This is a genomic window from Paenibacillus sp. cl130 (genome assembly GCF_900116035.1).
Classification (GTDB): Bacteria; Bacillota; Bacilli; order Paenibacillales; family Paenibacillaceae; genus Paenibacillus; species Paenibacillus polymyxa_B.
This window is the reverse complement of sequence record NZ_FOYG01000003.1, coordinates 368,615-381,614: the sequence shown is the minus strand read 5'-3', so window position 1 is coordinate 381,614 and position 13,000 is coordinate 368,615. Positions and strand designations below refer to the sequence as shown.

At 40.2% G+C, this 13,000-nt stretch carries 12 protein-coding genes; 4 read left to right on the top strand and 8 right to left on the bottom strand.

The window, feature by feature from the left end:
• Nucleotides 1-363: 363 nt before the first annotated feature.
• The 4 genes from BM358_RS10910 to BM358_RS10895 form a co-directional block, all read right to left on the bottom strand.
• A complete protein-coding gene (locus BM358_RS10910) occupies nt 364-3,021 on the bottom strand; it encodes an ABC transporter permease (protein WP_028541246.1) in 2,658 nt (885 codons plus the stop codon).
• The gene (locus BM358_RS10905) at nt 3,018-3,704 is read right to left on the bottom strand and encodes an ABC transporter ATP-binding protein (protein WP_028541247.1); all 687 of its coding nucleotides are present in this window, start codon (nt 3,702-3,704) and stop codon (nt 3,018-3,020) included. Before BM358_RS10905 ends, BM358_RS10910 begins: the two co-directional genes overlap by 4 nt.
• Before the next feature lie 87 nt (nt 3,705-3,791).
• Nucleotides 3,792-5,051 carry a HAMP domain-containing sensor histidine kinase gene (locus BM358_RS10900; protein ID WP_023988688.1) on the bottom strand — a complete coding sequence of 420 codons (1,260 nt, stop codon included), beginning with the start codon at nt 5,049-5,051 and terminating at the stop codon, nt 3,792-3,794.
• Nucleotides 5,052-5,054: 3 nt separating this feature from the next.
• Nucleotides 5,055-5,750 carry a response regulator transcription factor gene (locus BM358_RS10895; RefSeq protein WP_023988687.1) on the bottom strand — a complete coding sequence of 232 codons (696 nt, stop codon included), beginning with the start codon at nt 5,748-5,750 and terminating at the stop codon, nt 5,055-5,057.
• Between the two features lie 463 nt (nt 5,751-6,213).
• Here BM358_RS10895 and BM358_RS10890 point away from each other — a divergent pair, with 463 nt between their 5' ends.
• Together BM358_RS10890 and BM358_RS10885 are read left to right on the top strand one after the other, a co-directional pair.
• Complete coding sequence (locus BM358_RS10890; protein ID WP_028541248.1) at nt 6,214-7,122, top strand: arginase family protein; 909 nt, start codon at nt 6,214-6,216, stop codon at nt 7,120-7,122.
• Between the two features lie 146 nt (nt 7,123-7,268).
• Nucleotides 7,269-7,859: a TetR/AcrR family transcriptional regulator gene (locus tag BM358_RS10885; protein WP_177235817.1), complete on the top strand. Its 591-nt coding sequence runs from the start codon at nt 7,269-7,271 to the stop codon at nt 7,857-7,859.
• Between the two features lie 79 nt (nt 7,860-7,938).
• Here BM358_RS10885 and BM358_RS10880 read toward each other — a convergent pair whose 3' ends face one another.
• Together BM358_RS10880 and BM358_RS10875 are read right to left on the bottom strand one after the other, a co-directional pair.
• Entirely contained in the window at nt 7,939-8,658 is a 720-nt protein-coding gene (locus BM358_RS10880) for a DsbA family oxidoreductase (protein WP_028541250.1), read from the bottom strand.
• Nucleotides 8,659-8,701: 43 nt separating this feature from the next.
• Complete coding sequence (locus BM358_RS10875; RefSeq protein WP_028541251.1) at nt 8,702-9,349, bottom strand: NAD(P)-dependent oxidoreductase; 648 nt, start codon at nt 9,347-9,349, stop codon at nt 8,702-8,704.
• A gap of 219 nt (nt 9,350-9,568) precedes the next feature.
• Here BM358_RS10875 and BM358_RS10870 point away from each other — a divergent pair, with 219 nt between their 5' ends.
• Nucleotides 9,569-10,138: a TetR/AcrR family transcriptional regulator gene (locus BM358_RS10870; RefSeq protein WP_177235816.1), complete on the top strand. Its 570-nt coding sequence runs from the start codon at nt 9,569-9,571 to the stop codon at nt 10,136-10,138.
• 253 nt (nt 10,139-10,391) lie between these two features.
• Here the strand turns inward: BM358_RS10870 and BM358_RS10865 are convergent, their stop codons facing one another.
• On the bottom strand, nt 10,392-10,910 hold the full coding sequence (locus BM358_RS10865; protein ID WP_023988681.1) for a helix-turn-helix transcriptional regulator: 519 nt from the start codon (nt 10,908-10,910) through the stop codon (nt 10,392-10,394).
• 194 nt (nt 10,911-11,104) lie between these two features.
• Here BM358_RS10865 and BM358_RS10860 point away from each other — a divergent pair, with 194 nt between their 5' ends.
• Nucleotides 11,105-11,482: an EthD domain-containing protein gene (locus BM358_RS10860; protein ID WP_023988680.1), complete on the top strand. Its 378-nt coding sequence runs from the start codon at nt 11,105-11,107 to the stop codon at nt 11,480-11,482.
• A 78-nt stretch (nt 11,483-11,560) separates the two neighbouring features.
• On the opposite strand, the gene BM358_RS10855 is transcribed toward BM358_RS10860, so the two are convergent.
• Complete coding sequence (locus tag BM358_RS10855) at nt 11,561-12,997, bottom strand: glycoside hydrolase family 1 protein (protein WP_048481502.1); 1,437 nt, start codon at nt 12,995-12,997, stop codon at nt 11,561-11,563.
• Between the last annotated feature and the right edge of the window lie 3 nt (nt 12,998-13,000).

Sequence of the window (13,000 nt, the reverse complement as noted above, 5' to 3'; positions counted from 1 at the left end):
TGTACACTTGTCATCCGACAGGAAAATCGTACTGTTATGCGTTTCTCTATATACATATTCACAAAACTCGTATTTTGTACATATGTATATAAATCGGTTTTACCCCTTGTTTATAAGGTTTTTGCCGTTCTTGTACGTTGAAGCAAAACCAGTTGCAATCAGGAACCAAAAACTGTTGCATAACGTTTGCATATTAATTAGTTATAGCAGATGTTAGCAGCTCATAGCCGTACCGTCCCCCGCTGAATCACTACTGAAATATTTAAAGAACGATTTAACAGGCACCCCATATGATTAAAGGGTGCCTGTTTTAAATTCATTATTTTTAGCTGGCTTTGTGTTACACTTTTTAACCAACCGATCCTAGTTCTCACTCCGGAGAGCATCTACGATACTAACTTTATTCAACCTGTACATCGGCCCAATCGTTGCGACGATCGTCGTAATCATCGAACCTGCGAAAGCGATGCCGATACTGTACCACGGGAACACCCAATCTGCATCCAAAGCACTCGCAAAGAGAACTTGTATTCCATAATTCAGCGTCGTCCCTAGGATAATTCCGATCACGGCGGCAAATAGTCCATAAAATACGCCTTCTAAAATAATCATTTTTCTCACTTCCTTCTGGGTCATGCCGATGGCCTTGAGGGTTGCAAATTCTTTCGTACGAAGAATTAGATTCGTACTTACTGTATTTACAATGTTCAAGAAAGCAATTAGAACAATGACACCGATAAAACCGTAAAGCAAGATACTAAAAGTCTTTGCATCGTTTTTAGCTTGAGCGACCTCTGCCACTCGATCATGGTAGTTAAAACCAGCGTTTTTATCAGTTAATGATTTAAGATAGTCCGTTATAGGATGATTTGATATATCGGGATTAGCGAGGATAAATATTCTGGAATAAGTGTCGCTACCCATAATCTTGGAGTATACTTTCGGCGTCGTAATAAATGAAAGATCTTGACCTGTACTATATTTCTTCGATAACAAATCTTGATCGACAATTCCGACCACAGTCACGGTTTGATATTCATTATGATTTTCGTCAATTGTTCGGATTTTGATGTGATCTCCAACCTTAAATTGGGTTTGATCGAGAATTAGTCGTTTGCCTTCTTCTGTCATCATCATTATTTTTTGTAGGACGATAACGCCATTCTCTTGGTTCATTTTCTCTTTGTCAATCTTCCCGGCCGTGAGTTTGGATTGCAGAGCATCCAAGCCATTGTCTCCGTAGGACACAAGGAAATTATTATCTGTTCGATACCCTTCCCCTTCGGCAACGATGTATCGATCCTTATGAAATCCATAATATATGGGATTGATCTTATCCTTAGGGATGATTGCATCTACTTGATTACTGTAAAATTTGTAGGCTTGTTGAACAGCATCAAGCTTAGAAACATCCCGATACACAGTATCGTCTATTCGACTTGAAGGACCATCATAGGAAAGCGAATAAGAATACTGCGCACCCGAGAGCTGTGTTATTTGCTGCATGAAATCAACCAAACCACTAAAGACAATAAATAAAATAATACTAATAATCATGGAAAAGGCTGTAATCCGGAAACGTTTCTTGTTCCGTTGCAAGTTTCTGCTGGCGAATTGCCCTACGACGCCAAACAGCTTTTTAACAAACAGAGACTTTTTGACCTTTGTGATATTTTCAACCTTCGAGCTTCCCGCATTTTTCAGCGCTTCAAGAGGATATACGCGAGCTGCTTGTTTTGCTGGTCCAATAGCGGAAAGGTATACGCTCAGCAAGCCCAATAAACCGGCAGAGATTAGAATCGGTAGGGAAATGACCATTCTCATATCATTTAAGAAACCTAACGTTAACAAGCTGATATTGTAAAACAATACCTTCATAAAAAGGGTTCCTGTGAGAATCCCGATGGGTATGCCGATCAAGCTTATCAGGGTTGCTTCTTGCATCACAATTTTGCGAATTTGGGCTGGTGTAGCTCCAATGCATCTTAACATACCGAATTGTGAAATCCGCTCCAGTACAGAAATATGAAAAATATTATAAATCATTGCAATCGTACAAATCATTATAATCGCAATGACAGCAGCGAAAGTTAGGATTAAGCTGTTATTCACACCTTCATAAATGCTTTTGCCATACAATTTAAGCAGTTCATTATTGTACTCAATTCTTACATTTTCAATAAAGTTATCCCTATCCAGTTGCATAGCGGAACCTTGTTCGACATTACTCAGCTGTAAAGAGGACATCAAGGCTTCCGTCTTTTCTTTGATGTTCTTCAAAGATTTCATTTTGACGTAAATAAAGTAATTTTTGTAGTTATCGATACTCTTGTTATCATTGAAAGTAATTGCAGGAAAGATGTATCCGGAAGACCAATTCTCTTTGCTTGACGGCTTCATAAAGCCTACAACAGTATATTCTCTTTGGGATTGAGCTTGGAAGGCTTCGTCAAGATCCCAACCATAATCGCCAAGTCCGTTAATCTTTTTGTCTTCACCAGTTGACGCCACCTTCCGGATTCCAAGGTTTAGCGTAATTGTTTCGCCAAGCTTTGGTTTTTTTAAAAAATAACTCAGACTCGAAGATGAAAGGATAATTTCATTCGAATTTTCCGGGTACCTGCCCGAGTCTAGCTGTGACTGAAGCATGTTCATTGCATTCGCATTATATCCCTTGACATTCAAGTACCGGTAGGGTGCGGCAAACGGATCTTCCTTCTTTTCCTTCTCTTTTGTTTCCCTAAGGACAGCATATCCTTCTCTACTGATGACGCCGGCACTTTTTACGGCTGCATTGTTTTTGACTTTCGGGATTGCTTCTCCTGAAATACCATTGAAAGAGACGTGGTAATCTCCGAAGTCCTGCATGGTTTGTCTGACTGACTTATCCCAATAGCTCATCCCGATTGTTCCAATGGAAGTAAACAGTGTAACCGACAAGATTATACCTAAGATTGTAAGCATCGATCTTTTTTTCTGTCCCTTTAAATATTTTCCAGTAAGATCTGTGTAGCTTTTCAACTTTCACTCACCTCATTTGCCTGTAGAAGGACTCCGTCTTCGATTCTTACGACTCGATCTGCGATTTTAGCAATATTCAAATCGTGCGTGATCATGATTAACGTCTGATTATATTTTTTAACTGAAAACATAAGTAAGTCCATAATATCCCTGCTGTTTTTACTATCCAGATTTCCGGTAGGTTCATCCGCCAAGATAATCGACGGTTTATTAATTAACGCACGGCCAATCGCCGTTCTTTGCTGTTGTCCGCCTGACAATTCGGATGGAAGATGATGTCTCCGCTCGGTCAGACCTAATATACCCATTAATTCCTGAACATAATTTTCATCTACCCTTTTGTTCTCTAATAGCATCGGTAACTTGATATTTTCCTCTGTAGATAGGACCGGGATCAGATTGTATGATTGAAAAATAAATCCAATTTTCCGTCTTCGGAATACAGCGAGCTCCTCTTCACTTCTGGAGTAAAGATCCGTACCATCGATGATGACCTGTCCACTAGCCGGGCGGTCCACTCCACCTAGAAGATGCATTAAGGTACTTTTTCCTGATCCACTGGCTCCTACGATGGCAACAAATTCTCCATGTTGAACAGAGAAATTGACATTTTTTAAAGCTTCAACCTTTGCCTCTGCACTTCCATAGGTTTTACACAAATTAATAGTTTTTAGTATTTCCACCTGTTTACCTCCTGAGCTAATGTTTCACTTTGTATGTTTGTTATTATAAAGATCGAAGCTTACAATAAAGTGAAGAGGAAGCTTACGTTATTGTAAGCTTCCTCCACTATCCCATTTATTAAACGAAACTCTAAATTCTGTTCCTAGCCCTAACTGACTTACAACGGTGATCATACCGCCTTGCTCTTCAATAATGGACTTGGATAAAGACAAGCCAATGCCAAGACTTTGCGGCTTTGTCGTTCTTCTCCCTCTATAGAATCGTTCAAAAATGTGAGGCAAATCTTCTGGGGAAATGCCTTCTCCTTGATCTCGAATGATTACTGTCTGGAATAATGAATTTTTTTCTAAAATAACATCAATTCCTCCCTCTAGTGGCGTATGTTCCAGTGCATTTTTAATCAAGTTAATCAAGGCTTCTGTTAGCCATTCTTCATCCGCCCAAACATACATATCTTCTCCACCATGAATGTGAATCTTCTGCTTCCTTTGCTCGGATAACATTCGCAACGAATGTACAGCATGATCGATCATTTCTCTTACTCGAACGCGTTCTATCAGGAACGTTATTGCTCCGGCTTCGACCCGTGCCAGCTTCAGCAAACTGATAATCAGCCATTCCATTCGCTCTAGTTGTTGACGGCCTCGATCCAGAAATTTCGTTCTCATTTCTTCTTTCATATGAGGATCATTTAGCAAATTTTCATTAAAAACGATGAGGATTGCTAGTGGCGTTTTGAGCTGATGCGAAATATCGGAAAGCAAGTTGCGTAGAAACATTTTCTCTTGTTGGAGTTGCCGAAGACTGTTGTGTAACCTTTCGGCCATCGCGTTAAAGTTTCGTCCTAATGCGCCAAAGTCCCCTTCATCATTCTCCGGAAGCGGTTGATCAAACTGATGTTCAACAACTTGCTCCGCTGCAAAGGTTATGGTTCGAATCTTGTTAAATATTTTGCGGTATTCCCATCCCAATAACAGCAGTAATGGAATACTATAAAGCAAAACCTGAGCCGCCGTTTTCATGGGTAAGGCGTTATCCGAGAGTACAGGTTGATCGTTTACGGGCATATCTTCCTTATATGCATATTGAGCCAGGCTGCGTTTTCCCTCTACGATTTCATTTTCTTGTGCACCCTGAGTGATAAAGTGGATAATTTCATTTTCTAGTTGAGGAGCTTGCTTCAAAACATAACCAATCAATGCAGCATTTTGATTAACCACGGCCTTATTGATCTGACTGACTTGATAACTCATATAAAAGAATATGATTACCGCTAACATAACTTGTAATACGATCGCTTTAACAGTAATAGACTTCCACTCTGGATTACGGACGAATTCATTCATGGTTTATCTCCCTACAATATCTGCATTCCATTTATATCCGACTCCTCGAACGGTAATGATGTATCTCGGTACTGCAGGAACATCCTCGATCTTCTCTCTTAACCTTCTGATATGAACTGAAAGGGTGTTGTTATCAATGAATTCTCCTGACATATCCCACAGACTGTTAAGGATGATACTTCTGCTGCAAATTTGCTTGGGGTGAGTCATTAACATCAATAGCAATCGATATTCCAGCCCCGTCAATAAAAGTTCCTGATTGTTTTTAAGAACAATTCCTTCTAGAACTCGAACTTCAATATCGTCGGATATCCATCTATTCGGTTCATCCTTGGGCTTATGATTGCGCCTTAATACGGCTTTCATTCTAGAGAGAAGTTCTTTGGTACGGAGCGGTTTGGTCATATAATCATCTGCTCCCAAATCAAGACCAGCAACAACATTTGTCTCCTCATCCAAAGCTGTCAAAAAAATGATGGGAACCTGGGATAATGCACGGATTTCCCTACACAGGTCATACCCTGAACCATCAGGTAAATTTATATCCAACAAAATTAAATCGACGTCGTCGGTCTTTAATGCCTTTCTGGCTTCTTCCAAGCTACCCGCAAGAACAACGCCATATCCTTCACTTGTTAAAGTATATTCAATACCGAACACCAAATTATCATCATCTTCAACCAGTAAAATTCGATTCATTGAGCACCTCAGTTTAATTCAAGAAAGTTTTTAAAATGCTTACTTATTATAGTACATAATTCCACTTTCAAATAAATGGCGGCGGTAAAACTACACCGTTTTTCCACTGTATCATGAAAGATATCTTTCACAAAGCTGTTTAGTGGAAAATTTATTAAAGATAACTCTGGTTCACCCATTAAACGTCACAAAAAATCATCAACCAATGTGGAATAATTTTTAAGTTGAGAAAGCCTATTTCTAAGCCACAAAAGACATGTAGGTGTCGGGCCATTTTCTTCACATTCTGTGCAATGGCCGTCATCAACGCCTGCCTTTTATAAGCTCAATGATTGTCATTGTATAATCAGCATAATTTCAAATAGGCATTCCCTGTTATTTAGGGTTTGCAATATAAAAAGTAATCTTGTATCATTTTCAGTGAATGAACGATCACTAACTTAAATAAAAGGAGAAATATCTTATGAATGAAATGGATACAAGCCGTACACTGCGTTTGTTATTCCCTCAATGGCAAGGAGGGAACAACCCTCCTTACGTTCTGGGAGCTCACTTGTTAAACTGGCTTGCTCCCAAGTCTAATGGTCCTTTTGAAGAAGTACCCGTCGATCTGAACCCTAATGTAGAAAAAGAACAAGGTATAATTGCCAAAAGTACCGTATTGCAACAAGCTAGATCAGCCAAAAGTCTAATTCATAAACATAACCCTGAACGTATCGTTGTCCTTGGAGGGGATTGCAGTGTAGAACTTGCTCCTTTTTCTTATTTGAATGAGAAATATGATGGAGATGTTGCTCTGTTATGGGTAGATGCTCACCCTGATGTCTCGATCCCTGAAGACTTTGAAAATCATCATGCTCATGTTCTTGCCAATTTGCTTGGGGTAGGTGATCAGGAATTTGTTGCAGAGGTGCCTCATCTTTTTAAACCTGAACAAATCCTATATGTAGGATTGAACGACATGATCGATGCTCTTCACTCAGAGCCCATGAAAAACATGAAATTAGATATTGTAGGTCCCGATGAAATTAAGCAGGATAGTTCTAAAGTGCTCCAATGGCTAGCTGAGAAAAAACCGTCCAAGATTATTATTCATTTTGATCTGGATGTTCTGGATATGAAAGAATTCCGTTCTCTTCTGGTTGCTTATCCGGGAACATACGAAGAATACACCAAGAGCTTCCCACAAGGATCAAGTATGGAAACCATTATCCGAGTTTTGCAAGATGTAGCCAAATCCCATGATGTAGTCGGTCTAGGGATCACTGAACATTTCCCTTGGGACTCTTATTTCTTGGCGAACATGCTGTCTCGTTTACCTCTGCTTGGAGATATTGATAATAAAGAGCGTCCAGTCTTTAATACACTTTAATCCAAATGCAGACTATGGTAATGTACATGGTATGATGGATGTACATTATTTCGCGAAACAAGGAGGTTGCAGGGATAAGAGCCAAGAAGGTATCCCTGTACATTTGAAGTACAATGAATAACTCTGAACCGCCTAAATCGAAACGAATGAAACAAAAAGACGATAGCAGACGCTTGCTCATCGAGGCTGCTGTTCGATGTTTTTCACGCAATGGATTTCACAAAACAGGCATTGTCGAAATTGCAAAAGAAGCAGGAATGAGTGCAGGGAATCTGTACCGCCACTTTCCAAGTAAAGATGCATTTATTATTGCACTGGTGGAAGAAGAACAGCGCCATGCCTTGGCCAAAATGGAATTTAAAGAAACCGAAAAAGATCCTCTCGGACAGATTCTGACGATTATAACTAGTTGTGTCAGTAATCCCGTATATCCTATGGACCAGAGATTATGGATCGAAATTTTGGCTGAAGCTTCACGCAATAAGGGCGTGCGACATGTCTTCAATCAAAGTGATATCATCATGCGTGAATCATTCAAAAATCTGCTTACAAGTGCTATTCATGAAAAACAAGTAGATCCAGATTATGATGTGGAGACCCTTTCTCTCTGGTTGTATGCGCTGATTGACGGCCTTATTGCACGTACAGCCACTGACGAACATTTCAGTTTTGATCACCATATGAGTCAATTCAATCAACTGATTCGCCAAGCTTTAAAACCCAAAGAGCTCCAATAAAAGAAACAGCGGTAGCTATGGACGAGAAAATAAAGTCCTAGACTGCCGCTGTTTTACGATTACTTTAATGGCGCCTCCGTCAGCTGTTTTTTGGCGTACAATAACCATCCTCGCAAACATTGCCTGATTCTTGGTTTAGAGTCGTATCTAACGTCATCAGCGGATGTTCCTCGTCCCATACTTTTTGCAGCGTCTCCAGAAACACTTCACTTGATTGTGCGCCTGAAATCGCATATTTGCGGTTGATGACAAAGAAAGGTACACCTGTAGCTCCAAGGCTGCTTGCTTCACGCCCATCTGCACGAACTTCATCCACATATTGCGTGCTTTCCAGCACGTTGAGCGTTTTCTCGCGATCCATACCAGCTTCCGCCGCTATGTCAGCCAGTGTGTCCGCGTCACCGATATGCTTGGAATCTGTGAAATATGCTTTATACAGAAGCTCCAACACTTCCGCACTCTTGCCATAGGTACCCGCAAACTTGATCAATCGATGCGCATCGAGCGAATGAGTAGGGATTATTCGGTCAAATTGAAAATCCACTCCATCACCCTTCGCTTGTTGGGCAAATTGTTTATGCATGGCCTTGGCTTCTTCTCTGCTGCCACCATGCTTTGAAACATACAAGTCGTGTACATCGTAAGCTGGGTATTTCTCGGCATAAGGATCTAGCTGGAAGCTCCGGTACTCCACATTCACTTTATCTTTGGATGCAAACAGCCCCAGCCCGTCCTCGAAACGCTGTTTTCCGATATAACAAAATGGGCAGCCAATATCCGACCAAATCTCTACTTTCATTTCGTTCCTCTCCCTTCACTTGATAAACAGATCGAATCCTTTCTCAACTGTTGTATACAATCGGCATTTGATGAATTAAGGATGGCTCGGAAGCTGCATGATACATAAATTTAGCGATATTTTCTCGGGATACCCCCATTTTGGCTGGCTGATCGCCTAGCGAGTAAGCATAATGAACGTTTTCCTTATGCCTTACATTTGGATTAATAATCCGAACTACTGTCCAGTCTAAAGAAGATCGCTTGATGATTTCCTCAAGCTTTTTCATTTCGTAATAACCATTCGGAAACATCACCTTGGCCATAATTCCCGGTACAATTGTGGCAATCGAATTCCGATCCTTATCAGATTTCAAGGTTGGAGTAGCAAGTGTAATGAGTCGTTTCTTATTTAACTTTCTCATCGCATTTACAATAACCTCATGACCATCCGCAACAGGGGTACCTTTTAATTTTCTGGACGTATCAAGTGCGGGTCCCAATGTGCTAATGACGACATCGGCATTCGACAGTGCTTGTTCCACCAAGTCTTGATTAGATAATTGACCCTCGACAACATTTAGCTTCTCATGTTTCTGTCCAATTTTCCCCGCATTTCTAGCATAAAGGGTAACGTTATCCCCGTTTTGAATTGCTACCTCAGTCAAAATTTTCCCAATTGCACCACTACCACCAAAAAGCGTTATGTTCATTAGTCGATCACCTCGATATTTTATTGTTAGATTGCTCTTTTGACCCAATGAACATTTAGGTTACAGCAAAACTTTATCGAACTTTTGTTGAATATATAACGTCCGTTGGTTATTATTATATGGATTATGTTGATTTCTTCAATCGCTAAAAAAGTGATTTTTGTTTTATATTCAACGGATTCGAATAATTTGTTAAATATCTTCTGGAGGCTATACATTATGGGAGTTAAAATCGATCGTAGAATCCTAAAAACAAAGGCAGCCATATTTAATGCATTTATAGGTTTGATCTCGGAGAAGGATTTTGAAGAAATAACTATTAATGAGATTGCGGATCGAGCGAATGTTAACAGGGGAACCATTTATTTTCACTACACCGATAAATACGATCTTCTTAACAAATGCATCGATGAGCATTTGAGCAGAATGATCTCCGTTTGCATCTCAACCGATCCAAATCAGGAAAAGGTTGATTTTATTCATTCTTTGTTACCTGTTTTTCAATACTTTGAGCAGAACCATACGTTTTTCGCTTCCATGCTTTCGAATAAAGGAATCCCTGCATTTCGGGAGCATATGTTAGAGATCGTGACGGGGAACATAAAAGACCAAGTCAATATGGAGGACCTTAATAAGGGGTATGACAAGCTATTGATAACGCAATTTATGGCCTTTGCATTCATTGGGGTAATCGAATGGTGGATTATAAATAACATGCCACATTCACCGAAATACATGGCCGAACAGGTATGGGGATTGTTTAAAAGGAATCAGGTGTACCCTTCATAAGCGAGATAACCCGTTCTTTAACTTAAAGATTAGCGAAAACAAGTTATTTGAGAACATCATGTATTACACGATGTTCTCAACGAGTATGAAAAATGAGGTATCACAATTCTGCATAGTTACTAATCGTCCTTCTTCTCCCAAAGAATACTTTATTTTCCTTGAACACCTATATGCTTAATGAAATATGTTAGAGGACCCATGCCGAATCCTGAGCTTGGTGACCCTTTTCCTCAAATACTTTTTTGAAAATGGACTATCTTGATGCTTGGCGTTCATTTCTTATCTTTTGTCTATACATCCCTGGAGCCAAACCAAAATGTTTTCGGAATAGTTTAGATAGATGTGCTGTATCCTGATACCCCACATACTCAGCGATCCAGTTGATGGTGTGATCGCTATTTAGCAGCCAGTGTCGTACCTCCTGAAGTCTAATATGTGTAATGTATTCTTTAAACCCACAATCGGTCTTCTGCTTAAACCACTGACTGAAATAGACTGGATTCAAATGGACTTCAGAAGATACCTCCTCCAACGTTAATGATCTTCTAAAGTGACAGTTTATATAATGTAAAACGCGTTGCACCGCAGGTTCCCCAGCTGTATTGATAAGTCTATCCAAAAGATCAGGTATTTCTGTCATACTTAGAAGCCAATCCGTATCCCCGGGCAACTGATTCACAGTAATGACTTTAGCTCCTGCATAATTCCTTGTGATCAGCTCCTTCACTTCCATGAAATCATTCTCGTCTATTTGTATAAGAAGAACACCCATGAGTTCCTTCCCCCTTTTATGCTCGAAGTATACGAATAGTTTTATGGAATAAAACATAACGTGAAACAGTACACATTCTAAACAAAACTTGATTTGCACCATAAAACTCTAGATTAAGACACTATTAGGATGTTCATTTCCATTGCTATAATAACCATATGTTAAATAAACTAACTCGAGGAGGCTAAACCATAATGGAAAGTATAAAAGAGTTAAATGTATATCCTGAAAAAGGACATAGCATCATGTTTGTGTTCCGAAGAAAACCAGGGATGTCACTTGAAGAGTTTCGCTATCATTATGAATTCACTCATGGAGCTCTTGCTACCAAGCTTCCGGGGCTTATTTCTTATCGGCAGCATCCTACTCGAAAACCGGGGAAGGGAGATGGAGCCTACGTCCCCGACGAAGCACCCTATGATGCTGTTTCGTTATACATCTTCGAAAATGCAGCCGTAGCAGAGGCAGCTTGGGTTTCGCCGCAAGGTTTGTTAGTGGATGAAGATACACTAAAATTTATAGATACTGAGACCATGATTAGTTTGCCTGTTATCCCTCGGCAAGTCCTCTAAATTCATGTTCATAACATTAAATTTGAAACAGCCGAAACACCTCCATTCGTTATGGAACATGTTTCGGCTGTTTTACCTCTACTCTGTAATGATTTTTCCATTGGTAGCGATGACTTCTTTGTACCAATTGAAACTCTTCTTTCGTGTTCTCTCAAAAGTTCCCGATAAATCATCGTGACGATCGACATAAATGAAGCCATAACGTTTACGCATCTCTCCGGTGGAGTTGCTTACGATGTCTATGCATCCCCAACTAGTGTATCCCATGACCTCGACTCCATCTTGAATCGCTTCTGCGACTTGCACAAGATGCTCGCGGATATAATCAATCCGATAGGAATCCTCAACAATCCCCTTCTCATTCGGGACATCTATTGCGCCTAGGCCATTCTCGACAATAAACAAAGGTTTTTCATATCTGTCATAGAACTGATTTAACGTGTAGCGCAATCCCTTTGGATCGATTGACCAACCCCACTCGGAAGCTGAAAGGTACGGATTTTTAACCGCGCTCATAATATTGCCTCTGGATTGCTCATTAAGTTCAGGATCTGTCGTTGCACAGTAACTCATGTAATAGCTAAAAGAAATGAAATCGACCGTGTGTTTAAGTGTCTTCAGATCCTCTTCTGTGATATCGAGATCAATATTGGATTCTCTGAAATAACGCAGTATATACCCAGGATATTTACCTTTGACTTGCACATCTGCAAAGAAGAAATTCTCCCTGTCTTTACGCATGGCTTCCAACACATCCTCTGGTTTAGGTGTAAGAGGATACATTGGGCCACCCGCTATCATGCACCCGATCTGAGCATCGGGAATAATTTCATGACAAGCCTTCACTGCTAAAGCACTTGCAACGAATTGGTGATGGATAGCCTGATAAGTTACTTGCTCAGTTGCCTGATCAGGATAAATTCCTCCTGCAATAAAAGGACCATGAAGCATCATATTAATTTCGTTGAATGTCAGCCAATACTTTACTTTGTCCCCATACCGATCGAAAACAACTCTCGAAAAACGTTCAAAAAGAGTAATCACTTCTCGATTAGACCAGCCACCGTACTTATGGACGAGTCCAAGAGGCATTTCATAATGAGAAAGTGTAACTAATGGTTGAATTCCGTATTTGAGCAGTTCATCAAATAACCGATCATAAAATTCCAGACCTGCTTCGTTAGGAATGGCTTCATCTCCATTCGGAAAAATCCGGGTCCACGCTATAGAAGTTCTTAGTGTTCGGAACCCCATTTCTGCGAACAATGCGATATCCTCGGGGTAACGATGGTAAAAATCAATGGCCTGGTGTTTGAGATATTCACCATCAGGCTTATCCAGGATCTGACCGAATATTCCGTCCGACAACACATCTGAGACAGATAATCCCTTACCATCCTCCAGATATGCACCTTCGATCTGATTCGCAGCCACGGCTCCGCCCCAGAGAAAGTCAGGGGGGAATAAATCCCCCGACGTTTTAATTTCATTCACCGATTTTTTTGTAAAATCCATTGT

What these genes read in the sequence shown, in the direction of transcription:
- BM358_RS10885 (WP_177235817.1), top strand. Translation starts at nt 7,269, where the DNA reads ATGAAACAAAAAGACGATAGCAGACGCTTGCTCATCGAGGCTGCTGTT.
- BM358_RS10900 (WP_023988688.1), bottom strand. Translation starts at nt 5,051, where the DNA reads ATGAATGAATTCGTCCGTAATCCAGAGTGGAAGTCTATTACTGTTAAA.
- BM358_RS10880 (WP_028541250.1), bottom strand. Translation starts at nt 8,658, where the DNA reads ATGAAAGTAGAGATTTGGTCGGATATTGGCTGCCCATTTTGTTATATC.
- BM358_RS10875 (WP_028541251.1), bottom strand. Translation starts at nt 9,349, where the DNA reads ATGAACATAACGCTTTTTGGTGGTAGTGGTGCAATTGGGAAAATTTTG.
- BM358_RS10865 (WP_023988681.1), bottom strand. Translation starts at nt 10,910, where the DNA reads ATGGGTGTTCTTCTTATACAAATAGACGAGAATGATTTCATGGAAGTG.
- BM358_RS10895 (WP_023988687.1), bottom strand. Translation starts at nt 5,750, where the DNA reads ATGAATCGAATTTTACTGGTTGAAGATGATGATAATTTGGTGTTCGGT.
- BM358_RS10890 (WP_028541248.1), top strand. Translation starts at nt 6,214, where the DNA reads ATGAATGAAATGGATACAAGCCGTACACTGCGTTTGTTATTCCCTCAA.
- BM358_RS10870 (WP_177235816.1), top strand. Translation starts at nt 9,569, where the DNA reads ATGGGAGTTAAAATCGATCGTAGAATCCTAAAAACAAAGGCAGCCATA.
- BM358_RS10855 (WP_048481502.1), bottom strand. Translation starts at nt 12,997, where the DNA reads ATGGATTTTACAAAAAAATCGGTGAATGAAATTAAAACGTCGGGGGAT.
- BM358_RS10860 (WP_023988680.1), top strand. Translation starts at nt 11,105, where the DNA reads ATGGAAAGTATAAAAGAGTTAAATGTATATCCTGAAAAAGGACATAGC.